The sequence below is a fragment of the Flavobacterium sp. LS1R10 genome (assembly GCF_003968825.1).
GTDB lineage: Bacteria > Bacteroidota > Bacteroidia > Flavobacteriales > Flavobacteriaceae > Flavobacterium.
This window is the reverse complement of record NZ_RYDH01000006.1, coordinates 1-25,886: the sequence shown is the minus strand read 5'-3', so window position 1 is coordinate 25,886 and position 25,886 is coordinate 1. Positions and strand designations below refer to the sequence as shown.

At 34.7% G+C, this 25,886-nt stretch carries 12 protein-coding genes; 7 read left to right on the top strand and 5 right to left on the bottom strand.

Annotation, left to right across the window (positions count from 1 at the left end; all coding sequences use genetic code 11):
* The first annotated feature begins 230 nt into the window (after positions 1-230).
* The gene (locus tag EKL96_RS11075; RefSeq protein WP_126462204.1) at positions 231-2,738 is read left to right on the top strand and encodes a M14 family zinc carboxypeptidase; all 2,508 of its coding nucleotides are present in this window, start codon (positions 231-233) and stop codon (positions 2,736-2,738) included.
* A 69-nt stretch (positions 2,739-2,807) separates the two neighbouring features.
* On the opposite strand, the gene EKL96_RS11070 is transcribed toward EKL96_RS11075, so the two are convergent.
* From EKL96_RS11070 to EKL96_RS11060, 3 genes are all read right to left on the bottom strand, one after another.
* Complete coding sequence (locus EKL96_RS11070; RefSeq protein WP_126462201.1) at positions 2,808-5,102, bottom strand: BamA/TamA family outer membrane protein; 2,295 nt, start codon at positions 5,100-5,102, stop codon at positions 2,808-2,810.
* 110 nt (positions 5,103-5,212) lie between these two features.
* Positions 5,213-10,174, bottom strand: a complete 4,962-nt coding sequence (locus tag EKL96_RS11065; protein ID WP_126462198.1) for a translocation/assembly module TamB domain-containing protein — start codon at positions 10,172-10,174, stop codon at positions 5,213-5,215.
* A gap of 340 nt (positions 10,175-10,514) precedes the next feature.
* Positions 10,515-11,324 carry an NIPSNAP family protein gene (locus tag EKL96_RS11060; protein ID WP_126462195.1) on the bottom strand — a complete coding sequence of 270 codons (810 nt, stop codon included), beginning with the start codon at positions 11,322-11,324 and terminating at the stop codon, positions 10,515-10,517.
* Positions 11,325-11,837: 513 nt separating this feature from the next.
* On the opposite strand from EKL96_RS11060, the gene EKL96_RS11055 reads away from it, so the two are divergent.
* The 6 genes from EKL96_RS11055 (at position 11,838) to EKL96_RS11030 (ending at position 20,626) form a co-directional block, all read left to right on the top strand.
* Positions 11,838-12,815 carry a FecR family protein gene (locus tag EKL96_RS11055; protein ID WP_233579298.1) on the top strand — a complete coding sequence of 326 codons (978 nt, stop codon included), beginning with the start codon at positions 11,838-11,840 and terminating at the stop codon, positions 12,813-12,815.
* The gene (locus EKL96_RS11050; protein WP_126462192.1) at positions 12,805-13,413 is read left to right on the top strand and encodes a sigma-70 family RNA polymerase sigma factor; all 609 of its coding nucleotides are present in this window, start codon (positions 12,805-12,807) and stop codon (positions 13,411-13,413) included. Before EKL96_RS11055 ends, EKL96_RS11050 begins: the two co-directional genes overlap by 11 nt.
* A 74-nt stretch (positions 13,414-13,487) precedes the next feature.
* Positions 13,488-16,973: a SusC/RagA family TonB-linked outer membrane protein gene (locus tag EKL96_RS11045; protein WP_199739620.1), complete on the top strand. Its 3,486-nt coding sequence runs from the start codon at positions 13,488-13,490 to the stop codon at positions 16,971-16,973.
* 20 nt (positions 16,974-16,993) lie between these two features.
* Entirely contained in the window at positions 16,994-18,469 is a 1,476-nt protein-coding gene (locus EKL96_RS11040; protein ID WP_126462189.1) for a SusD/RagB family nutrient-binding outer membrane lipoprotein, read from the top strand.
* A 135-nt stretch (positions 18,470-18,604) separates the two neighbouring features.
* Positions 18,605-20,131 carry an alkaline phosphatase family protein gene (locus EKL96_RS11035; RefSeq protein WP_126462186.1) on the top strand — a complete coding sequence of 509 codons (1,527 nt, stop codon included), beginning with the start codon at positions 18,605-18,607 and terminating at the stop codon, positions 20,129-20,131.
* 144 nt (positions 20,132-20,275) lie between these two features.
* A complete protein-coding gene (locus tag EKL96_RS11030) occupies positions 20,276-20,626 on the top strand; it encodes a glycoside hydrolase domain-containing protein (RefSeq protein WP_233579297.1) in 351 nt (116 codons plus the stop codon).
* Between the two features lie 105 nt (positions 20,627-20,731).
* Here EKL96_RS11030 and EKL96_RS11025 read toward each other — a convergent pair whose 3' ends face one another.
* Positions 20,732-24,316 (bottom strand): AAA family ATPase, encoded by a 3,585-nt coding sequence (locus EKL96_RS11025; RefSeq protein ID WP_126462184.1) that lies wholly within the window; start codon positions 24,314-24,316, stop codon positions 20,732-20,734.
* A gap of 176 nt (positions 24,317-24,492) precedes the next feature.
* Positions 24,493-25,725 carry an exonuclease subunit SbcD gene (gene sbcD / locus EKL96_RS11020; protein WP_126462181.1) on the bottom strand — a complete coding sequence of 411 codons (1,233 nt, stop codon included), beginning with the start codon at positions 25,723-25,725 and terminating at the stop codon, positions 24,493-24,495.
* Positions 25,726-25,886 lie beyond the last annotated feature (161 nt).

Below are 25,886 nucleotides of genomic sequence, written 5' to 3'. Positions count from 1 at the left end.
GTAAATTTTTGTTACCTGCAAATATAATAGAATGTAGCAAGGATACGAATTGAAAATAGAATAATATTGTTTTTTTAATAATTAATATTGCTGTATTGTTAGTATTCTTCAAAAAAAAGGATTTAGCAAAACTAATACTTTGTTAAAATCAATATTTCTTTAATCCAAAATTTAGCTTGTGCAATACTTTGTAAATGGCTATTTTTGAAGCTTAACTAACCCAAAACAATATGAAAAAGATTATTTTTTCTTTTTATCTACTGCTAACTTTGGTGCTGAGTGTTCATTCGCAAGTGCAAAGTCCTTCTGAATTTATACCCAATTACGGAAAACAAATAACCTATTACCATCAGACTGAAAATTATTTTAAGCATCTTACGGAAAAGTCTACTTTTATCAAACACCAGAAATATGGTGTAACGCCGGAACAAAGGGATTTGAATGTATACTTTATATCGAGCCCGGAGAATTTGGCTAATTTGGAACAAATTAGGAATAACAATTTGGCAGCCATTGGTTTATCCGAAAATAAATCACAAATGATTGGCGATAAATTAATTGTTTGGTTGAGTTTTAATGTGCACGGAAATGAATTTGCCGGAACCGAAAGTGCTATGACCGTGGCGTACGAATTAGTAAATCCTTCGAATGCCGATACTAAAAAGTGGTTAGAGAATACCATTGTAATACTGGATCCATGCATCAATCCCGATGGATATTCCAGATACGGAAATTGGTTAAGAGAAATTTCAGGTAAAAAAACGCATCCGGAATTGTCAGACAGAGAGCACATGGAAGTGTGGCCGGGCGGTAGATACAACCATTATATATTTGATTTAAACAGAGACTGGGCGTGGCAAACACAACCGGAAACCCAACAGCGTATTGCGCTGTACAACCAATGGATGCCACAAGTTCATACAGATGTGCATGAAATGGGATACGATTCTCCATATTTTTTTCCACCCTCAGCGGAACCTTTGCACGAATATATTGAGAAATACCAGAAAGATTTTCACTACACTTTAGGTAAAAATATTTCTAAAAAATTTGATGCTCAAAACTGGATGTATAACACCGGTGAACGTTTTGATTTGTTTTATCCAAGTTATGGGGATACGTATCCTACATACAATGGCGCGGTTGGTATGACGATGGAACAAGGTGGAATAGGTGCGGGGAGAGCCGTTACTATGGGCAACGGAATCACCTTGACGATACAAGACCGATTGACACATCACGCTACGGCAGTCCTGACGGTGGTAGAATCAGCCGCCGCACAAGCGGATGTTTTGCTGAAAGGTTTCAGAGGTTTTATGAATAATTCCCGAAAAACAGTGAAGGGAAATTATAAAATGTATGTGATGAAAAATAATCCGAAGTTGGTTCAAATGGCGGATTTATTGAAAAAAAATAATGTAGAATTCAGTTACGCTGATGCCAGTCAAAAAGTATCCGGATTCAATTACAATACAAAAACAGATAAAGGTTTTACTATTGAACCCAATGATTTAATTGTAAAAGTAGATCAACAAAAAGCTGTTTTAGCACAAGTGCTTTTTGAACCGGACCAAAAGTTGAATGACAGTTTATCGTATGATATTACCTCTTGGGCTTTGCCCTTGGCGTACGGTGTTGAAGGTTATGCGTTAAAAAATAGTCTGGACATAAAGACTAAAGCAACTATTGAAGTGAAAGAAAAGATCGTTCCTAAAAATGCTTATGCGTTTCATATTCCTTGGAATAACAGAATTTCAGCTCAGGTGTTGTCTTTGTTGCACCAAAATAATATCAAAGTGAGGTCTGCGATGAAAAAAGCCATTTTTGGAGATGTGATTGTAGAGCCGGGTGGACTGTTAGTGACCAAAGCGGATAATCCCAAAGTGGTTGATTTTGAAAAAACGATTAGTGAACTCGTAAAAATAAAAACCGATTATAATTACATACTTACAGGTTTTTCGTCTAATTCTAAAGATGTAGGCGGCGAAAATTTTAATTTATTGAAAGCGCCTAAAGTAGTTTTATTATCCGGAAAAGGGGTGGGCTCTACAGAGTTTGGTGCCGCTTGGTATTATATGCAAGAAACTATTGCATATCCGGTGAGTGTGGTTGAAGTAAATAATTTCAATAGATTTAATCTTTTTAACTACAACACACTGATTTTAGCAGACGGATATTATGATTTTTCAGATGACCAACAAAAGAAAATTGGCGAATGGATTAAAAACGGTGGAAAAGTGATTGCAATGAATAGTGCGCTTACCCTTTTTGAAGCAAAAGAAGGATATGCGTTAAGTCCTTTTGCAACTGAAGAAGACAAATTAAGCTCTGAGAAAGCCGCTGAAGAAGAGGAACTAAAAGAACGCTTCTTAGATTTTCAGGATTCAGAACGCAGGTATATTTCTAAATCGATTCCCGGAGCCATAATTGAAAACCTATTGAATAAAACACATCCCATGTCTTTTGGTTTAGGCGATACATATTTCAGTCTAAAAACGGATGACAGACATTATTCACTATTGAAAAAAGCCATAAATGTTGCTTATGTTCCTAAAGATTATAAGAGTTATGGTTTTGTAGGTAATGAAATCAAAAAGAAACTGAACAATACCGTGAGCTTTGCAGTTGATAAAAAAGGCGATGGATCTGTAATTTATATGGTAGATAATCCATTATTCAGAGGTTTTTGGGAAAATGGAAATCTATTGTTCAGCAATGCATTGTTCTTAGTCAATTAAAGAGTGTACAAGATAGGTTACATAAAAAGAGCACGAGGTATCGAGCTCTTTTTTTGTTTCATTGTTTTTCTAAAAAGGATAACCAATTGCGAGATTGAAAACTAAATTTTCTTTTCTCCAGGCACTATTTCCCAGACTGATTTGATCTAAAACCCAGCGATCTCCATTTGGTAAATACGGTTTGCGTAACGGGAAAGCAAGATCTGTTCTCAGAATCAGAAAAGAGAAATCAAAGCGTAATCCGGCTCCAACTCCAACGGCCAGTTCATTCAGGAATTTTTTGGAAAATTTTGCTCCCGGTTTATCCGGATTTTCATTCAGTAACCAAATATTTCCGGCATCTAGAAACAAAGCTCCTTTTACCAGTCCATATATTTTAGTTCGGTATTCGGTATTAAACTCTAGTTTTAAATCACCGGATTGATCTGCTAAAAAAGTGCCGGTGTTAGCTGCAGCTCCATCAAAACTTCCAGGTCCCAAGGAACGGGCTCTAAAGGCTCGCAAACTATTGGTCCCACCAATGAAAAACTGCTTGATAAAAGGCATTTCATTTGAATTTCCATACGTAAATCCGGCTCCTGCAATGATTCTGCTGGCTAATTGAGACTCTTTTCCTAATTTTAAATAATGTCTGAAATCTTGCTCTATTTTGATAAATTGACTAAACGGAACATCAAATAATTTGATAGTATCTCCTTTTCGAATATTTGCTCCTGAAACTAATCCTGCTATATTTCCCACCAGATCAAGGCTAGCTTTGTAGTAAAAAGTGTTTTTCTTTCTCGTTTGTAAAGTATTAGTGTACGTATAGGAATAGGATGGTCCAAATAGTAATTGCTTCTCAACCACTTTCTCCAGAGAAGGGTTGTTTGCAATTTGTTCATGGTACAAATTAGTTATGTTTTGCGGACTGGCGTATGTGATTTCGGTAACATTTAAAAGGTGTTCTTTTCGTTCGTTTTCTTTCCATAAATAACCAAAAGAACCTTTGAATGTTTGTAGGGAATATAAATTGGTTCTGTTTTGAAATTCATATCCCAATGTTGCTTTTGTCTTTGGAACAAAACCACTTGACGGGTTTAGCTTAAAAGGGGATACAAATCGGGGCCAAATTAAATTAGCTTCGGTACCAACTCTGTACACATTGAAACCATTATTTTGTCCCGAAACTTGCACTTCTACACCCCCAAAAGCTGAGATTGTTAATAATTCAGCACCCCGGAACGCATTGCGATTGCTCCAGTTTAAATTGAGTTCGGTTCCGGTGTAATTAGCAGAATTTGTTTTGGCCAATAATTCCATCCGAAGCGATTTTTTAGGCAATGGCGTCAGGTAATAATAGGCATCTAAATAATTTCCGAGTGTATCAGAAACTTTAAACTGATTTTTCACAAATTTGAAAGTACCTAGGTTTACCAATCGGTTCAATGATAAATTATGATCGCTACGGTTGTATAGATCCCCTTTTTTAAAATATAAAGCCCGATCAAAAATCCTTGGTTTGAATAAATTTTCTGGATCTATAATGGTTAAATCATTATATTTTGTAATGGTATCGATACTGATTTTTAAACTGTCAGAACTAATAGAATAGTTTGGATATACAATAATTTTATTAATTTTGTACGGAGTTTCGGCTAGTTTCGGAGCTTCCTCTTTTATCTTTACAATAAGATCGACCTGATGATCTGCAACCGTTGAGTCTACTTGTATTTTTAAATAATCAGGATTAAAATAAAAGAATCCTTTTTCTTTTAGCCTAGAATCGATTCTGATTCTTTCTTCTTTGATGGTATTTAGGCTGTATCCTTCTTCTTTTTTTAACAAACTTCTAAGTCTGGTATTGCGAACAGCAATCGAAATCACTGCGGAGTCTACAGGGAATTTGACGGCTCTGATTTTGTATTGTTTTGCGGGTTTTACAAGATATTCTGCAGTTGCTTTTTTTCCGTGTCGTGTTGAATCAGCCGCTGTTTTTGTATTGAAATAGCCATTGTTTTCTGTGAAATTTTGTAAAACGTTTTTGTTGTATTCTAAGTCTACTTGACTGTATAAAACAGGGGCTTCGCCTACTTTAGTTTTTAACCAGTAGCGCCATCCTTTTTCTTTCTTTGGCGTCCCAGCCAAGTTATAAATGTATAGCTTAGGCCTCAATCCTAAAATCGAGGAATTGGGTTTTGGTCTTACCACTTCTCCAAGAGCGGTTTTTAATGCTTTGTTTTCTTTTTTAGAGGTTTCTTTTCCTTCTACGGTTACTTTAGCACCGGTATACAGCAGCTCTCCTTCTGGCAAAAAGCGAGTGTTGCTGCACGATGAAGCCAACATTGCAAAGAAAAGAAAAGATACTAAATGGTTATTATTCATTAATTTTATTATTTATTAAAAAAAATTAAACCACTAAGAGATTAGGTTTTTATTAAGGAAAATTAATTGGTCTAATTTCTTAATGGTAAAAAAACTTTTATTTATTTTTTTTACTTTGCTTTCTTCGCTTCACTTTTTGTAAATAATTCTTTGAATTTATTATAATCTAAAGTGATTATAAAGGCAATTCCAGTCTCGACGACTTCCCCTTGCAGCGCCACTTGGTATTTGTTTATGCGGTAGGCTCTCATTTTATACCTTCCATCTCTTGAGAGTTGATAATCTAAGGAAACATTGCCGGCAATATTATTGGTATTTTGATTGGCTTGCTGGGGCCCTTCAATCCCAAAGCTGCTGCCAACAGTAACTTTCAATCGGTCGTTCAGCAATTTTTTTGAAATGCCTACATTCAGATCTGTTTTGTTCTCGCGTTGCCCGGTAGTATAATCATCGGACGTATTCAGATCAAAATTCAGCTCTACTCCTTGAATTAAATCACCGGCGAGGTTGTTCAGTTGTTGGGATAAAATTTTACTGGCACTTTCTCTGGCCAGTGAGGAAACGGTTGCTCCGCCGGATTGACTGGCAAATGGGTTTTCTCCAATAAAACGATTCAAGAGCAGTAAGGCAAAAACCTGTTTGTTCAGCTCATCAGGTTGCTGACGCAATTGGGTCAGTTTAGCCTGAGTGGTATTTATAATCTCTGTTGAAACACTATTGTTCCCCTCCGGCAAAACTATATCAAATGAAATAGTGGGTTTGAGCAAAGCACCATTCATTTTTAATGCGGTTTCAAAAGGGATTTTTTGTTTGTAGGTATTTCTCACTTCGGTGGTAACACTTCCTAATTGGTCATTGACTAAATCAATGGGAGCCGCTTCTGTTTTATAAATTGCAGTTATATTAATATCAGCAGTTGTGGGCTCTCCTGTCCATAGAATGTAGCTGCCTTTTTTGATGTCAAATTTCCTTTTGATGGCGTTAAAGTTCATTTCATAACTCCCTTCGGACAATTCATAGCGTCCGGTCAGCGTTGTTTTTCCTGAAGGATCAATTCCTCCGTTTAATTGCGCTTCGCCTTTTAATTTCAAGAAATCCCCGTTGGCTTTGTCAATTACCATTGATAATTCAGCTTCTTTGTTTACCTCAATGTTTACGGATGCGTTAACCCCTTTTATAGTGGATTCACTGCTGAATTCTTCCAGAACAATGGTCTCCATTAATTTTGGATTGTCTTGGTCAATAAATTCTACAATTCCTTCCCTATCAGCTATTGAAGGATCTGATTGGGGCAAAACAATAGTGAATTTAGTCTCTTTATTAATACGTATGGTTCCTTCGACAATAGGATTGTCTAAATTTCCTGTTATTTTTAAATGGTTGTCTAAGTACAGCTCTCCATAATACAAATCATTGTCTTTCGCTTTAGAATTGACCGCTTTGAAGTTATCCGCATCCAGGGCTAAATCGAACCCAAAATTACTAAAATTGGCACTGTCAATTTTTCCGTTGATGGCTAAATCATTGTCTCTCTCATCATTGATAATGAAATTGTCAAAAACAATAGCGTTTTCAGTAAAGATAATTTTATCATTTAACGACTTAAATTTAGAATTGAGCGGCGTGGCTTTGAAACCAATTTCATTGAATTGTAATTCTCCAATTACTTTGGGCTGGCTGGTATTCCCAGTGATTTTAAAATTCCCATTCAAAAAACCGGTGCTTTCAGTAATATTACTTAACGTAAAACCTTGAATGCTTTTTAAATTCAGCTTTTCAATATCCAGATTCATATCAAAACTACTGTTGTTTATTTTATAGTTTCCTTCTAATTTGACTTGGTTTCCCTGACCTGTAATAGCAACAACAGCATCGTATTGGTTGGAAATGGCATTATTTACTTTTATACTGATAGTTCCAATGGTATCTTTTTTGAACGTAAAATTTTCAATATTTAAATCCGAAGTAAAAATGGGCGATGTGGTTGTGTTTTTCACCACTGCGTTTCCATTGATCTTACCACTCAGTTGTAAATCCTTTTTCTCCACAAAACTCGTAATCGTTTTAATGTCAAAATCTTTGAAATCAATAGTGATCGGCGCATTAGGAGTTTCAGAATGTGATTGAATGCGAATGGTGCTGCCGTTCTTGTTTAATTCGAAATTATCTGCGTAAATTCCTTTTTTGCCAAACCGAATCAAATTAGCATCCGCTATTGTCCAAGATTCATAATTCAGCAGTAGTTTAGCGGGGTCAAGACGAACTTCGTTATTTCCGTTTGCCGCTTTTAGTGTTCCGCTTATGCCATATCGTTCTGCGTCTTTTGCATCCTTCAGCTGTAAGGTGTAATCCAGGATGTTTTGCGCTACTTTACCTGTAATACTCGTATGTGGGAGCTGAATTTGTTTGTTTTGAATGTCGTCTATAATTAAGCTGTAAACAAGTGCATTTGCTTGTGTGTCTAGTTTGAAAATTACATTGGTTATCGTGTTTTCTCCATAAATTAATTTTGGAACAGCGCCATTAAGAACAATTGAGTCGTTGACAGAGTTGTATCTTCCGCTGATGCTAATGGGTTCCAAACTTTTTATGCTAGGAATTAATTTTATTAAAAGAGGACTGTCTTTGATACCAATTTGAAAAGCAAATTGTTGCTTTCCTACCACTGTTTTTTTAGCAGTAGGATTCTTGTCATAATATTTAGCAATCGAGTTTGTTAATGCTGTAGCAACTTTAGACAGCGTGTATTTTCCTTTTATTTCTGCATTTGCAAGCGAGGAACTCAGCAATAATGTATTCTTTTGAGCAGTAGATATTGCAACAAGAGTGATCGAGTCTATCTCAAATTGTTCTGTTGCATTAGTGATGCTTATGCGGTTTGCACTTACACTTCCGTTGAGATAATCTAAATTTGCGGATTGAATGTCAGCATCTACAACGCCTCTTATTTTTAGTGGTCCTGCATGGAGATTTAGTTTTTCTAAATCAGCAATATCCACATTCAGTTTTAATTTTCCGGTAGGATATTTGTCTCTAAAGCTTCCGTTACTCACTAAATCAAACGTTAAATTAGGATCTTTTGCGTAGGCAGTAGCATTGAAATTTCCGTTGCGAACGTTTCCTTTTAAGCTTAAATTTTGATAGGTGTATTTGTTGTAATTTGCTTTTAGAATGTTGCCATTCAAAGAGGCATTGGCTGTTTTTGGATCAAATCCAGTTCCTTTTAGGGTTGCTTTCAGAGTGATTTTTCCAATAGAATCATTTTTGATAAAGCGTCCCAAATCAAAATTTGTAAACTCGGTTTGAACATCATATTTCTCGTAATTTTTTCTGTTTTGATTCAACGCCGCTTTAATCTTGGCGGTACCAAAACTACTTGACAGATTCAGGTTCGTATTGAAATTAGCAATGGTTCCTTTAAACGTTCCTTTGGCATTGAACTGCGGAGGCAACTGGATCGAATTTGGGATTGTTCCTTTGGGTAAAAAACCAATAAAATCTTTGGATCCTGATTGTAAGTTTTTGATATTCAAGTCAAAATAGGCTTTATTTACATCTGGCAAACCTACTATGCTGCCGCTTGCTGCTACTTTTGTAGTACCAATGCCGCTAATCTCCATAGATGGGAATGTGATAGCACTCAATTTTCCGGTTATGTCACCGTTGATTAGCAAGATGGCATTGGGATTACTCTTAAATGGGTCTGTATTTGCTAAAGTTGGTACAAAGAGCAGCACATCTTTGACACCCAATTTGCTTTTTTTCAAGTAAGCAATCAGACCCAATTCTCCCGGAGTATCAGCCAAAGCGGCAAGAGATGGATATCCAATTCTGATTTCATTTCTCAATTCTGTCTGCGGTGTTTTTAAATACAGTTTTTTGAGAAACGCATTCTTTTTGCCATAGTAAAATTCTGCGTTGAAGGATTGGATATTCAAACCACTATGATCTTTAACGATTAAGGAATTTACTACTCCGGATATGTTAGTTGAGCCGTAATTTATGGCATCAATTTGCAGGTTTAAGTTAGTAAGATGCAAATGGTTGTAATCCATGCCTTTGGCAACAGCCGCAACATTGTTGTTGTCATACCTAAAATCTACTCGCTTGATTTCCGTATTCTTGATTTTGATTTGCCAGTTATTGCCTTCTTCCGAAGCAGGATTTTTTTTAGTTTTAACGGGTTCTGATTTACCAAAAGCCAAAGCTCCTTTTAGACCCGATAATTCAATACTTTCAAGGAGTGCAAATTTGTTATTGATATCCAACCGGTCAATTTTAGCTACTAGTTTTTTCAAATAAAAAGCAGTAGATAACTTTGTTCCCTCACTTTGGTAATCAAAATCAATTTTTGCAAAATCAATTTCTCCTAGTTTTAATTTGAAAACGGGTTCCGGTGTATTTCCTGTGGGAACTTCTTTAGCAGCGGATTTCTGAACCAAACCTTGCTTTAATTTAAAGTGTAGTCCATTGATTTTAGCCTTTGGAATTTCGAAATTCATTTGTTCTAAATCGAAAGTTTTAATTTTCGTTTCAAAGTGATTTAGATTGGTAGATAGATAATTTTTGGTAATCGCATCGGAATACGTTAACTGGATTCGGTCGAGCTTAATTTCGGATACAGAGAATTGCATGGGTGGCGAATCGCTCTTTTGTTCCTCTGACGAGGCAAATGCATTCAGGATATAATCAAAATTAAAAACTGCTTTTGAATCTCGACTCAAATTAGTGGTGATGCCTTCGAGCTGAACGGAATTAATTTCGACTTTATTATTCATCAATTGAAAAAGACTAATATCTACAGCTAGTTTTTCTCCAGCAAAAAGGGTGTCTTTTTTTTGATCTTCAAAATAAACACCTTGCAGCATTATTTTTTTTGGAAATCCAATTTCTATTCGGTCAATAGTAACTTTAGTTTTGATTTTTCCTTCCAGATAGGTTACTGCTTTTTCTTTGACATAATTTTGAACAGACGGAGTTTGGATGGCCACAACCAAGACTAAGAACAATAGAATTAGGGATCCTATTATCCAAAGGAAAATTTTTAAACTTTTCTTTAAATATTTTTTCAAAAGTGGTTTTATTTTGTGGCTAAAAATAACCAATTTAAATCAGAATTGCAATTTCAAGTACAAATGGAATAAGTAAACAAAGTTCAAAATTAAAAAAAGGAAAGTTAGTATAAAATCAAAAAAATATGGCATTAAATTTTTGATATAAATTTAAGGCTCATTAACCGTTTTTAGGTCTTGTACCTGAGTTTCCATAGCCGTTTTCATAAAGGAAAGACCTCTGAACATTAAACCAAATTCCAACAGAAAATAAGAGAGGTATTTTATTTTTTTTTGGTTTCTATGTAGGATTAAAAGAAAACTACCTGTAGTTGGTTTTGCTAGATTTCCAGAAGCAAAACTAATAATCAGAATATTCAGTTGGATACAAAAAAGTGATGTCGATGTGGGAAATATTATTTTTATATTTTTCCATGGCAATTAGGGCTTTCCATTCCGGCGAATCTACAAAAGATTTCCAATGTGCTTCTCGGCTTGTTTGATCTGCGAAAGTAGTGAGGTACATAAGGTTTGGCATTTTGGGACCAGAGATCACTTCGCCATAAAAAACAGGATTAAAACCTAATCGATCAAAGAGTTTTATTTCTCCTCCTCCGTTAAACATGGCTACTTTGTTGGCGTAAATTGCTTCTGTGGCTGATTCATAGCTTCTCAATTCGTATACACGACTGGATCTTGTGCTGTTCAAAGCGGGTTTTGTCAGGAAAGGATGGTCTGAAAAAGCCTGTAACAAAACGGATTCTATTCTTAAGTATGAAGGTTCATTGTAAACCGCATTCAAATAGGCTGCTCCGGCAGTTATGTAGGTTTTGTCTTTAGCTAGTTTATCGTCAAGTGCAAGGAATTGTTCCAAAGTGGAAAACGGAATCAGTACCACAATTTTTTTTAAGGTATCTGTGGCGTTTGGTTTTAACTTGAACACCCCAATATTTTTGATTCCTAGTTTTTTTAATCCCGGCAAATAAGCTTCTTTTAGGTACTTGTCAGTTGTTTGTTCTTGTTGTTCTGTCTTGAAAATATAGGTTTTGAGTTGATACAATTCCCTAGGTTTTTGAACAGGTGTTGGTACAATTGTTTGCGCGGGTACCGGTTTAAAACTGGTATTAGTAAATACGATCAGCAGTGTGAAAAACAGGTTGGTTAATTTCATTTCATTTTTTTTGGTGGTAGGCTAGCCTGAATAATTTTTATAAAAGTAACCATTATTGTCCGATAAAAAAAGAAGTTAAATGAATGTCTTGCTGTTAAAACCCTATTTATTATGTTGTTCCGTTTTATGAAATGGAAGTATTTTTTAATGTATCTAATAGTACGTAAGTCCCTTATTTACTATTTTCCACGCTAATAAGACTTGGCTTTTCCAGTGGTGATAAATTCATTGTCCCAGTTGCAATACTATAGGCTTTTTTCAATGGGAAATATCTTTTCGTTGTTTCTTTTGAAAGTATTAATCATGGATCTTTTTTTATAAATGAAGGTTATTGCTTTTTTTTTGATATCTCTTTTAGTACTGTGACTTTGCGTGTTCTCTCAAGCTCAGCTATTCGAAGCTGATTTAAACCGGACGATTAACAATTCATTAACGATATCGTGTCGATTTGATGGTATTGAAAACTAGGGGTATTTCTCTTATTTTGACTCCTATTAGTAAAGAGAATTTTTTATGTTGAATGTTAGTCAGAAAGAAAAAAAATGTGTGCGGTATCTTACCAACGAAATGTCTATAGCAGAGCGATCTGTGTTTGAAATTGAGCTTTCTTTAGATAATGATCTCCTTGCTGTTTTTGAAAATTTTCAAACCATTTGGATGAATTATCCCAATAGTGAAGTGCCTATGCGAACTATTTCGTTTGAGGAAATCATCACAAAATATAATAAACCAGAAAAGACAAAATCGGTAAAAGTTTCCATAAAAAAGAAGGTTGTTTTTTCTATGGCTTTCCTTATGGTTTTTTGTCTAAGTTTTTATTTCATAGGAATGACTCCTTCGGGGTATATCAATCATAAAATTGCACTTAATGGGCAGCGGCTAACTTTTAAGTTACCGGATAGCAGCACCGTTATTTTAAACTCAGGCAGTGAAATAAAATATTCCAGTGATTTCAGTACACAAAGAGCCATCTGGTTGCAAGGGGAAGCTTTCTTTAAAGTTACGAAGAATACTAATTCTCCTTTTGTTGTACATACAAATGGTTTTGATGTGAAAGTTTTAGGAACAGAATTTAATGTCAGTAGCAATACCATTGATCAAACTGTTTCTTTGGCAAAAGGAAAAGTAAACGTATTGCTTAAAGAAAGTAAGGATGAAATTAACCTATTGCCAAATGAAGAATTAGTATGGAATTCTAAAACCAAGTTAGTGATCAAAAGGAATTTTGATGTGAATAAGGTTGCTGCTTGGAAAGACAATATACTTATATTGGATGATGAAAAATTTGAAGATGCACTCCCAAAAATCAATCAATTCTATGGAGTAAATTTTATCATTAAGGATGCTGACATTGCAAATCAGCATATAAAAGGAGCTTTTAAAAACCAGACAATTGATGAATTTATAACGTCTCTGGAGTTTATTTCAGAGGTAAGCATCACAAAAACTATTCAAAACAACATCGAGATATCCAAGTACCATGAAAATTAATGCAACAAAAATGGGTAGTAGTGATTGTTTTTCAGACGATTATTTATTTAAGCAAATTCAGAACGGTCAATACGAGGCGATGGAACTTTTCTTTAAAAGGTATTACACGCCTCTGTGCCGTTTTGGAATGAGTTATGAATCGAACTCGTGCCTTGTTGAAGAAAAAGTGGCTGATATTTTTATTCAGTTGTGGACCAATAGAAATATTCTTGATACAATTAAAAACCCTAAATCTTATATCTATGTAATTGTGAAAAATAGTTTAAAAAAAGTACGAAAATCAGAGCCATTTCACCAACAAATCGAAGAAACAAAAACTATAAACTCTATATTTTCGCCCAGTAGGGAGCAGGAGATTATTGAAAATGAACAAAAAGAAATGAAAACTAATTTGATACGTGAAATATTAGATATTATTCCTAAAAAATCACGTCAGGCATTTGAACTCAGTAGAATAGATGGTTTAAAATACAAAGAAATTGCTGAAATCCAAAACGTCACTCCTAAAACGGTTGAAAATCATATCGCTATTGCTCTAAAGTATATTAGTAGGGCTTTAGAATCCTATAAAAAAAGAGGTTTGCTGAACTCCATTTAATAATTAGTAGAAAACCAGCTATTTTAAGATCAGTTTTGGTTTGTAAAAAATAACAATAAATAATCACAGGTAAAATGAAACAAAAAATTATTCTAACGGTATCCTTATTGCTTCTATTTGGTAATGGGATATCTTATTCAAAGACTTCAAATACAAATGCTATTGAAAATATTGCAGTTAAAAAAGAACAAATCAATTTAAATCTAAAAGACGTTTCCATAAAGCAAACCTTTACTCTTATAGAACAGCAAATAAATAATAAGTTTATTTATATGTCAGACCAAAATTTTCTTCAAAAGAAAATTTCAATTACGATAAATAACCAAGATTTAAATCAAGTCTTAACGGTTTTGAAAACCAAGGCAAATATTGATTTTAAAGTCACAAAAAATGGAGTTCTGGTAAAAGAGCTTATTGATATTACTCCAAAAAGTATCCCGAAAAGTATCCCGAAAAGTATTCCGAAAAAGAATCAGCAAAATCGAAAAATTACAGGTTTGGTTTTAGATGAGTCTAATTTACCTATTCCTGGGGCATCTGTTTTTGTATCAGGGACTTCTATAGCTACAACAACTGATTTTGACGGAAAATTTACGATTAGTGTTCCAGCAAATACAAAAGTCTTGTCTATAAGTTATGTAGGATTTGAAACGAAAGAAATCAATATAGAAAATAAGACTGAAATTAAAGTAATACTAGGACAAGATGAAACGGCTCTAAAAGAGGTGGTTGTAACAGCATTAGGGATAAAACGAGAAGAAAAGTCGCTAGGATATTCAGCACAATCTCTTAGTGCAAATTCAGTAACTGACTCCAAATCAAATAATTGGGTGAATTCTCTATCTGGCAAAGTCGCGGGTTTAAATATTCAGGGAAGCGGAGCTGGTCCAATGGGGTCCTCTAGAATAACTCTTCGTGGAGAATCCTCACTTAACCTTGATAACAATCAAGCTTTGATTGTTTTGGATGGAGTACCTGTAAGTAGTAAGATCACCGGCACAGGATTTTCATCACACCTTTCTCAGGATAGTCCAGTTGACTTTGGTTCAACATTATCAGATATTAACCCTGAAGATATTGAGAAAATAACAGTTTTGAAGGGGCCAGGTGCAACGGCACTTTATGGAACAAGAGCTGCAGGTGGCGCAATTATTATTACTACCAAGTCTGGCAAAACTAAAGGTGGAGGAATAGGAGTAACAATAAGTAGTAATTTTAGTTTTGATCAAGTGAATCGTTGGCCGGATTATCAATTTGAATATGGAGAAGGTCGAACTGATAAATACTATTCTTATTTAGATAGTGCTGACGGACTAAATACAAGTACAAATGTAGGAGCAGGAAGAGCCTGGGGGCCAAGATTTGATGGTCAATCTTATTTTCAATATAATCCTAATGCTGCAAATGGCAAACCTACTGAACGTTCACCATGGGTTGCCAACAAAAATTATATTTCTGGATTTTTTAGAACAGGAACGACACAATCAAATAGTATCGCATTAGAAGGTGGGAATGAAAACGGTTCTACTCGATTATCGATTACTCATCTAAAAAATGATTGGATTCTTCCTAATACGGGTTTCGAAAGATTAAATGCCTCCTTATCTATAAATCAAAAAATCTCTGAGAAGTTAAAAATAAATGGTAAAGTAAATTATACGAATAAGAAAAGTGATAATCTACCAGCTGCAGGTTACAACAATCAATCCATAATGTATTTTCTAATGATTGGTACCGCTCCAAACATTAAGCCGGAATGGTTTAAACCTTATTGGCAGCCTGGCCTAGTAGGTGTAAAACAAAAAAATCCTTTTAATACGGGACCTGATAATCCTTATCTAGGTATGTATGAAATGCTAAACAAAATGAATAAAAACGGGGTAATTGGAAACTTGTCCGCTACCTATCAGTTTAATGATAAACTTGAATTGATGGTCCGTTCTGGACTAGATATGTCAAATGAGTTCAGATCACAACAACGTCCTTTTAGTATGACTAAATATGCTCGTGGAATGTATAGAGAACAAAATGTATTTAGTTATGAAATAAATACAGATGCACTGTTAACTTATAAGAATGCGCTAAATAAGGATATCAATTATAGCATTATTGCAGGTGCCAATTCAATGAGGCAAAACTATGATTTTGTAGGACTTTATGCAGATCAGTTATCGCAGCCTGGAATATACCAAATTTCAAATAGCTTGGATCAAGCTGTTGCAGATCCTTTAAAAACAAAGAAAGCGATTAACAGTTTTTATGGTTTAGGACAAATCTCCTATCAGGAAAAAATATTTTTAGATGTAACGGGACGGAATGACTGGTCAAGCACTTTGCCATATGGTAACAATTCCTTTTTCTACCCTTCTATCAGTTCCAGTTTCTTGATTCACGAAATGACAAATCTTCCCTCTATTTTCTCTTTTGCTAAATTTAGATTGTCTTGGGCCCAGGTTGGTAATGACACAAGACCGTATCAAACTGATAAGTATTATGACAGGATTTATGGCAATAGCTTTACGAATACTTCGATCTTATTTAATGCAAATTTAAAACCAGAGATAACTTCAAGTATAGAAACTGGAATTGATATTAGGATGTTTAAAAACCGATTATCAATTGATATGGCCTATTACAATAATAATAGTCGCAATCAGATTTTAGCAATTCCATTAGATCCAGTTACGGGTTATTCTAATGCAACCGTAAATGCAGGTTTAATAAACAGTAGAGGAATGGAGCTAGCTGTAACAGGAAAAATAATAGCCAAAAATAATTTCAAATGGAATACCACCTTGACTTGGAGTAGAAACAGAAGTTATGTAAAAGAATTGGCTCCAGGGATTACAAACCAAGTTATTTATAACCACGAGAATAATGTAAGCATAGAAGCTAGAGTTGGAGGAAGAATGGGAGATATGTACAGTAGAGGTTTCCAGAGATCTCCTGACGGGCAGATTATATATACTTCGGCTGGTTTGCCTGCAACATTGGATCCAGTGTTGAAAATAAGAGGAAATGCATTTGCTGACTGGAAAGCAGGAATCATGAATGAGTTTACCATTGGAAAAGTAAGATTGAGTGTACTTCTAGACGGACAAAAAGGAGGAAGTATGTATTCGCAAACCAATCATAAGAATAATACCTTAGGGAAAACCCGAGTAACGCTTCCAGGTCGTGATGGCGGAATTGTAGGACAAGGAGTCGTTTTACAATCGGACGGAACTTATATTCCAAACACTGTAAGAGTAGCCGCTAGTTCCTATTATGAAAATTATTATAACATCGGTAATGGAGAGACCAATATATTTGACGCTTCTTTTATTAAGATTAGAGAGGTTCGGATCGAATTTAACTTACCGAAAACCCTCTTGAAAAAGATAGGAATGAAATCGGCAAGTCTTGCTTTTTTCGGAAGAGACCTGTTTAATTTTACTAAGTTTCCTGGTTTTGATCCTGAAGGAGGAAATCTAAATAATGGGACACTGACACCAGGAGTTGAATTAGCTCAATTTCCCTCCACGAGAACTATAGGAACTAATCTTACTCTAAAATTTTAAATCAATAGATCATGATAAAAATGAATAAAATATATAATTTTCTTTTTTTGTTTGTAGTACTACTATCCTCTTGTACCAAAGATTTTGAGGATATAAATACCGATCCAAACCGACCTAAACAGATCACACCGGGAGTTATGTTGGGACAGTTGCAATATAGAATTGTTAACTCTAGTATCACTGCTTCTCGAAATCTTACCCATGAGTTGATGCAAGTTGATGCACCACGATCTAGTCCCTCGGGAGAGGGAGTGCATCGATATGTAATTAATCCTGGTGCAGGAATATGGACAAGTTTCTATGGTTATATGGCAGACATAGAGGATATTAATAGAACATCCGAAGCATTAGGAGAGAATAACTATAAAGCGATCTCGATGATCTATAAATGTTGGGCTTATTCTATTATCACAGATTTGTATGGAGATGTTCCTTATTCAGAAGCCGTTAAAGCAACTGAAGGCAACCTTAAACCTGCATTCGATAAACAAAAGGATATATATATTAAAATCCTGAGTGATTTAGAACAAGCCAATGCTTTGCTTGATCCCTCTAAAGCGCTGACTTATGGTGGTGATCTTTTATACAATTCCAATAGCCTTTCAGGAGGTGCAAATCCGGGAATTGTAAAATGGAAAAAATTCTGTAATTCATTAAAAATGAGGTTGTTACTACGATTATCGAAACGTAATGGCGAGATTAATATCAATGAACAAATTACGGCACTATTAGCGGACCCTGTAAAATACCCTGTGTTTACTAGTAATACTGATGATGCTATTTTTAAATATACAGGAATATACCCTTATTACAATCCGTATTTTAATACACGACAATTGGAGTGGAGAGATGGTACCTATGTTACCAAATACTTCATCAATAAAATGAATACAGATAACGATCCAAGAAGAACTATATGGTTTAGAACAGTAATGGTTGGCGGTCAAAATGTATACCAAGGTATAGAAAGTGGTTATCCTATAACTACTGAATACCAGGTCGGAGCCAATACAAGCTATAATGATCTTATAAAAACTTTACCCCAATTGGGTATAATGATGACTTGGTCTGAGGTAGAGTCTATTAAAGCAGAATTAGCATTAAAAGGATTTAATACCGGAAAATCGCCTAAGCAGCATTATGATTCAGCAATAACTGCATCAATGATCCAATGGGGCGCAACTATGCCTTCAAATTATCTTACACAAGCGGGCGTAGTTTATGATACCAATGCATCAGTAGAAGCGCAATTAGAGAGAATCATTACACAGAAATATTACGCTTCGTTTTTTGTTGACTATCAGTCATGGTTTGAAAAAAGAAGAACGGGATATCCGATTTTGCCAAGAGGAACGGGTATACCAGCAGAAAGAGTATTTCCAAATCGGGTGCCTTATCCAACATATCTACAATCGCTTAATCCTGAAAATCTTGCAGCAGCCTCAGCAGCAATGGGAGGAGATAATACCGTTAGTAAAGTTTGGTGGGCTAAATAATTAAATAAAAAGTAAAACTATTTTACATTTTTAAATATAAAACTAAAACAGAAATAGAAACAGGGAAATACTTCTAAGAGCCAGAAAGACCTAGGCGTTCCAGTTGGATTAAATTTAAAACCAAATCATTCTATTATGAAAATCGTAAATAAAAGTTTCTTAATCTTATCATTGACTTTGCTTGTTAGTACCACTAGTCTAGCGCAAAAAAAGGTTGAAAAATCTAATGTTCGAACATTAGTTGTATTCTTTGATGGCTTAAGACCGGATTATATCACCCCTGAATTAATGCCGAATGTATATTTATTCAGTAAAAAAGGAAGTTACGGCAAACAACATCATAGTGTTTTTCCTACTGTAACTAGGGTAAATGCCTCCTCCTTATCTACAGGATGTTACCCTGGAAGTCATGGACTAATGGGGAATACAGTGTATTTCCCGCAGATAAATGAAACTGCAGGTTTAAATACGGGAGAAGCTGAAGAATTAAATAAAATTACTAAAGCTACAGACAACCATTTATTAACATCAGTTTCGCTGGGAGAAGTTTTAGAACAAAATGGTAAAAGTCTTTTTGTTTTTAGCTCAGGTTCTACAGGACAAGCTTTAATGCAAAATCATAAGGTCAGTGGAGGCGCAATCATTAATACCACTATGATTTTACCAGAGACTATGAAATCTAAAATACTAAGTGAAATTGGAACAGTTCCAAGCGGTCTTGGAAAACACAAATGGTTAACAGATGCCGTTATAAAATATGGATTAACGTTAGATGGTCCTTTAGTTAGTACATTGTGGTATGGCGACCCAGATTCGGCTGCTCATAAAAACGGAATAGGATCGCCCGAAGCAATTGAGTCTATCAAATATGTAGATGAGCAGTTTGGAAGGATTATAAAATCACTTCAATTAAAAGGACTTGATCAAAACTTTAATGTTATCATTTCTTCCGATCATGGTTTTGTGACACATATTGGAAAACTTGGCCTTGCAGATTTCCTAATCCAGCAAGGACTAAAAAAAGACAAGGAATCAACAGAAGTAGTGGTTGCTGAAGGAGCAGTTTATGTAAAGGATCATGATGAAAAGACCATAAAAAATATTGTTGCAGCCTTACAGGAACAGAACTGGATAGGGGGTATTTATACAAAAGCTTTAAAAGAAGGAGATGTAAATGGTTTTGTAGAAGGGACGCTTTCTTTCGAATCAATATATTGGGATCATGGCCGATCAGGAGATGTTCTTGTAGACATGAACTGGAATGATAACAAAAATGATGCTGGATATGCAGGTACAAGTTTCGCAAAAGGTGTTGCAGGTCATGGTGGATTTAGCCCTTATGAAATTCATATTGCATTACTGGCTAATGGCCCTAGTTTTAAGAACAAGTTTGAAGGTAATTTGCCTACATCAAATGTAGATATAATTCCCACTGTTCTCCATCTACATAATTTAACAATTCCTAAACAAATGGACGGTCGGGTTATGTATGAGTTGCTAACAGAAAAAGTTTCTAATAATGTTCCACTTACCGCTAAGATTGAACTAATTAAAACTGAAGTAAAGTTACCATGGGGAGTTTATAAACTAGAAATGGAAAGATCTGTTTTGGGGAAATATAACTATCCTAATTTTACAAGAGTAGTTAGAGTAAAAAGATAATATTGCCTACAATATAAAAGTAAAGATGGTGTCTTAAATGTTAAGACACCATTTTTTTGTTCAATAAATAGTTTGAAATCCTAAAAATCACCAAAGAATATAAAAAAGATTTATAAAAACGAACCCCAAGCCTATGTCCGCACTATGGATGATGATGCCGGTACGATGTCCTCTTGGTTTGTAATGCGAAGTATAGGTCTGTCTCCGGCAAATATTGGCAGCCCCATTTATTATTTGACAGCTCCAATCTTTGAGTCCGTAAAATTAAATTGGGAAAATGGAAAATCATTTCACATACAAGTGTCTAATTATAATAAAGAGTACTTTTATGTTCAATCAGCTCAATTAAACAGCCAGCCAATATACAGAAATTGGTTGACACAAGAGGAGATTAGCAAAGGAGGAACTCTGATCCTTGAAACTGCTGCTGTACCAAATAAAAAGTGGGGAATCGAGAATCAGTGGATTTCAAAAACAACAGAAGCAGAGGATTAATTAAAAGAATGCGAATTGGCAGTATTTTAAATCGTTTTATTTTGTCGCAAAATACGAGATATTTGCGACAAAATGGTACTTTATACTGGTGCTAATTCGTCGTTGTTAATCCACAATTTCAATAGTACTAAACTCACTCGTATATTTTTTTACTTGAATTTGAGTGGTAATTCTTTTTTTCAATTCTTCCACATGTGAGATGATCCCAATTTGGCGGTCGTCATTTTGGCGAAGCAACTCGAGCGTGTCTAATGCATTATTCAAGTTTTCGGGATCGAGTGAACCAAAACCTTCATCAATAAAAAGGGAACGGATTTTAGTATTCTTACTCGCAAGGTCGGATAATCCTAACGCTAACGATAAACTTACCAAAAAAGTTTCACCACCAGAAAGCGAATTAATATTGCGAATTTCACCAAAAAAATTATTGTCTTTTATTTGCAATTCCATTTCATCTGAGGTGTCATCTTTAAAAAGTTCATATCTGTTGAACATGGTTTCTAAATGCTTATTGGCGTGTTGCACCAATAAGGAAAGGGTGAAATCTTGAGCGAATTTTTTAAAAGCCTTGCCATCGGAAGAACCTACCGTTTTATTTAATAAATCCCATTTCTGGAATACATTGTTTTTTGTTTTGATTACATCAATTATCAGCTGATTTTCCTCCTGTATTTTTTTATTATTATTGATTTGCTCCTTAAGTTGCCCTATTTCTTGGTTTATTTTGGTTTTGTCTTCCTCTAAAGCCACTTTTTCGACATTTAAATCTTCTACTGATTTAGTTGTTAAAGGATTGGAATTGAGTTCCTCTTGTTTGAGTAAATTAGCATTCAATGCTCCTTCAATTTGTTGTTTTTTAGTCTCGAATGTTTGTTTTTGTGCAATTAACAAAGCACTGTTTTCTAAGTTTAATGCTTCTTGTAATTGGACACTGTTTTCGAAACCATTTTCAGTCAGCTTATCATTCAATTGGGCTGTAGCCAAACGAAATACATCATCTAGTTCTGATTTTTCGGCAACCAATTGCCCTACATCAACGTGTTTGTTTTTGATAGAAGCCAAGGTGATTTCCTTTTTACCTTTCCATTTGGTTACCGAATCTTGTTCCGTTTTACCTTTAATTTGCAAACGGTATTCTTCCTCTTGTGGTGATTTCAATTCAAAATTGGCCGTTTGATTTCTAAATTCATTCTCTAGCAAACCTTTTTTAGTGTTAAGCGCTTCATCTTCTTTTATATACTTTGAAACACTCTCTTCTAAACTGGTATTTTTTGTTGAAAACGCCGTTATGGCATTGTTTACGGTTACAATTTCAGTCTGATTGGCTTTTAAAATTTCATTACCGGCATTCAGTTTTCTTAAATTGTCCCCTAGTTTCTTGCCGATTTCAGAAACGGCTGCGATGTCATTTTCTTCTAAATTCTCATCAAAGGAATAGAATATCTTTTTTATAAAAGCGAAATTTTCGGCTATGTTAACTTCCTTTTCGTCTATTTGTTTTTTGGCAGTTTGATAGGCAGTATCGGACAAATGAATTTCATTTAAATGGCTGGTTTTATTGGAATACAATTTATTAACACGGTCATAAGCTGCATTCAATTCCGATAGTTTATTAATCCGGGCTTGAACAAAGTCAAATTCAGCTTCCAAATTGAGAATTGCAGCTTCAATATCCTCCATTTTTAACTCTTTTTCAACTTGTAAAACGTATTTTAATTTAGCAATAGCTTCCTGAATTTCAGCAATAGTTGCATTCGTGTTTATGATTTGTTGACTGGAACTTGCCGCTTTTTTTACAGCTTCTTCCTTTTCATTTTCCTTTAATTTAATTTCGTAATCTAGATCTTTGATTTTATCGTCAATATCATTTTTAGAAAATATTTCAGGTAAATTCATGGCATAAGGGTGCTCTTTAGAACCGCATAACGGACAATCTTCGTCCTCTTTTAAATTGTGTCGGTGTTCCTCAAAACTCGCCAATAACTGTTTTAAGTTTTTATTTTCATGTAAGATCCCCAGCGATTTTTTTTTGTCAAAAATTGCTGTTTCTAAAGTTTCCCTGGATAAATTAGCGGTAATTAATTCGGCAGAATTTAGTCTTAATTGATCATTTTGACTTTCTAATTTTGGAAAATACTCTAATAATTTCTTCCAGTTTTCTAAATCGGTTTTTGTATTGTCTTTTAGTTTCGATAAATTTTCTAAGGTATCTGAATCCTTTTTTTGTAATTCTAATAAATCAACTTCCGATTTTAATGTAGTGTTTTCGTGTCTTGTGTTTTGCAATAACTTTTCTATCCCAATATTTTTTGTATCATAATCAGAAATCTGTTTTTGTAAACTTTCAATATTAAACGATTCAATTTCTTTTTGAGATTTTTCAATATCCTGCCGTTTTAAAATCACAGCTCCCTTCTCTGTTTCCCATGAGCCATATTTTTCATGTTGTACAATGGTTTTTTGGTTCTGTTCAATTGCAGAATCTAAGATTGATTTTTTGGCTGTTTGAGCCTTCAAATCTTCTAGGTTTGAATCGAAATTGCTTTTTGCTGTTACTAAATCTTTAGCATTTTGTTTTAGGGTTTCATTATTATTTGCAATCGCTCCAAAAGTTGTTTTGGCACTTTCAATTAATGGTTTTTTAAGTAATTGCTCTTTTTGAGTTTCTTCTAGTTTTTTGATTGCAGATTCTAATTCGGGTGCAATGGTAGCCAAATTTTTATTTAGACTTTCAATTTCATCAGTCGTTCTTTGCGTGTTTACGGTATTTTTAGTGCACTCCTTTTCACTGTTTTGAAAAGCTAGCCAATCTTTTTCAATTAGTGTTGCTTTGCTGTAATGCTCTAATTTTTGATATAATTCGATATTATCTAAAAAATGTTGCTTCACCAATTCAAGCGAATTTTTATGCTGATTGATTTCTGTTTTCGTGTTTTCAACAGCCGCCAACCAAGCAATTTCCGCCAGAATTCGGGTTAATTTCGGTTCTATTTCCTTAATCGTATTTTCTTTTTCTTCAAATGAAACGGCAATAGCATTTAATTCTTCTTCATTTAAAATATTTCCGTTTATGGTGGCTCTTAGGTTATTAATTTCAGTTTCAAAGGCTTTTGTATGCTCAAAAACCTTCTTCGAGATTTCTTCATAAATTTGTGTTCCCGTTATTTTGCTCAACATTTCGGCACGTTCATCCGGTTTTGCTTTTAAAAACGCTGAAAAATTATTTTGAGCCAATAAAATGGATTTGGTAAATTGCTCGTATTTTAGCCCAATAATTTCTTCTATCATTGGATTGACGTTTGATACTTTTTCGGCAATTAACCGAAATTCACCATTCTCTTTTCTAGACAGTTTTCTGTCATCCGTCGCATTTATTTTGTTATTTTTATTGAATGAAGCTGCCCATCTGGCCAAATAAACGATGTCACTTACTTCGAATGTAACCTCTGCATAAGCTTCTTTTTGATTGCGGGTGATTATTTCAGAACTCGGTTTGTCATTACCATATCGATTTATTTTACCGTATAACGCCAAAGTAATTGCATCCAAAATGGTCGATTTTCCAGCACCTGTTTGACCGGTAATAGCATACAAACCCGCATGGGCTAAAATTCCATCGGTAAAATTAATTTCGGGTTGAACCCCTTTCAAAGACTGTATGTTGTTGATGTTTATTTTTAAAATTTTCATACTAAGATAATATTTGCTTTTTAAAGGAATATGGCATCGCCATTCTTCATTCCTGTTTGTGATTTGGAATCATAGCGATTTCATAAGAAGATGCTATTTTTTTATTGAAATCGGACAGAATTCTGTAATGCTTCGCCGGTGGGTTATCGCTTGGGTCAAAAAATGTTTTTGAAAACCTAATATGTGTTATTAATTTCATTCAATATCTGCATAAACAACGGCATTATTCCGGCAATACTTTCTTCATTCATTCCTTTCTTTTCGCATCTTATAGTAAAGATTTTTGGGATATTATCCAAAGGATTATTATCGGTACCGGCAATATATTCTTCTCTTATTGATTGATTATTAATTGAGGTATACTTAGTAGTTCGGTTCAAAATTTCTATTTTTCTATCAATACATAAATCATTTATCTCGTTATTAAAGTCAATAAAATTGACAGCTTCAGTAATTATGATTTCTGCCCAAGTTGGCAATACTTGTGACGGTTTATGTAATTTTATTTTTTCAATAATTTCATCAGCCTTTCCTTCAAATCGTATCACACTCCTTTGCAAAGGTATGGACAGAGATTCATGGGCTATTTTATTATCGGCAATCGTCAAAACAGTTATTTCTTTAAGATCATTGCGTTCGTTAAAACTGAGTGGAATAGGGGAACCGGCATATTTTGCAATCACATTATCCGGATGTTGGACCATCTGAGGTTTGTGAATGTGCCCCATGGCAATATAATCATATCCGGCTGAAAATACACTCGATGGGATTTGTCCGAGTGTGCCCACTAAAGAATGCATTCTTTTTTCGGCGGATTCACTTAGAATACAGCCGGTTACATACAAATGCGCCGTGCCAATAACGGGTACACCTGGATAATTCGTTTTTGCCTGTTTCAACAAATTATCGTAGTGCTTTTTTACTTCCGATGTAAATAAACCATGGGCTTCATTGACGGTTTCGCCCTCGATAATTTTACGAATATCACCATCACGAAGGTAAGGCACTGCGGCAATAACGGCTGCGGCATTTGTTGTTCCGCGTTTGTAAACTGGGATTAATTCTCCCACATTGTTCAGATCTCCACCGACAATACTTACATTTAAAATTTTGAAAATATCTTTATAAGAATTTAATCGAGACGCCGAATCATGATTCCCACCAATAATGATGACCTGTACATTTAAGTTATAAGCCTCCAATAAAAAATAATGGTATTTATTTATGGCTTCTACCGAAGGACTCGAAACATCAAAAACATCACCTGCAATAATAATAGCATCAATAGCCTGCGTTTGTATGGTTTTTAACAACCACTCTATAAAATATTGGTGTTCCTCTATTCTTGATTTTTGCAAAAAGGTTTGTCCAAGATGCCAATCGGCGGTGTGTATTATTTTTAACGACATGAATTTTTTGTTGTTGAGATTGTTTTACTAGTTTTAGAAGATGCTACTGACTAAATAATGATGCAATTTCAGTTTTTTTATTGACTTTCCACTACTATCCCTAACGCGAAGATTTGGAAACCAGAATATTTTGTTGTTTTGCCGCAAGTAATTGTAGCTTG

Bases quoted from the DNA above. Each gene is read 5' to 3' on its own strand.
- EKL96_RS11075 (WP_126462204.1), top strand. From the start codon at position 231: ATGAAAAAGATTATTTTTTCTTTTTATCTACTGCTAACTTTGGTGCTG.
- EKL96_RS11070 (WP_126462201.1), bottom strand. From the start codon at position 5,102: ATGAATAATAACCATTTAGTATCTTTTCTTTTCTTTGCAATGTTGGCT.
- EKL96_RS11060 (WP_126462195.1), bottom strand. From the start codon at position 11,324: ATGAAATTAACCAACCTGTTTTTCACACTGCTGATCGTATTTACTAAT.
- EKL96_RS11055 (WP_233579298.1), top strand. From the start codon at position 11,838: ATGTTGAATGTTAGTCAGAAAGAAAAAAAATGTGTGCGGTATCTTACC.
- EKL96_RS11050 (WP_126462192.1), top strand. From the start codon at position 12,805: ATGAAAATTAATGCAACAAAAATGGGTAGTAGTGATTGTTTTTCAGAC.
- EKL96_RS11045 (WP_199739620.1), top strand. From the start codon at position 13,488: ATGAAACAAAAAATTATTCTAACGGTATCCTTATTGCTTCTATTTGGT.
- EKL96_RS11040 (WP_126462189.1), top strand. From the start codon at position 16,994: ATGAATAAAATATATAATTTTCTTTTTTTGTTTGTAGTACTACTATCC.
- EKL96_RS11035 (WP_126462186.1), top strand. From the start codon at position 18,605: ATGAAAATCGTAAATAAAAGTTTCTTAATCTTATCATTGACTTTGCTT.
- EKL96_RS11030 (WP_233579297.1), top strand. From the start codon at position 20,276: ATGGATGATGATGCCGGTACGATGTCCTCTTGGTTTGTAATGCGAAGT.
- EKL96_RS11025 (WP_126462184.1), bottom strand. From the start codon at position 24,316: ATGAAAATTTTAAAAATAAACATCAACAACATACAGTCTTTGAAAGGG.
- sbcD (WP_126462181.1), bottom strand. From the start codon at position 25,725: ATGTCGTTAAAAATAATACACACCGCCGATTGGCATCTTGGACAAACC.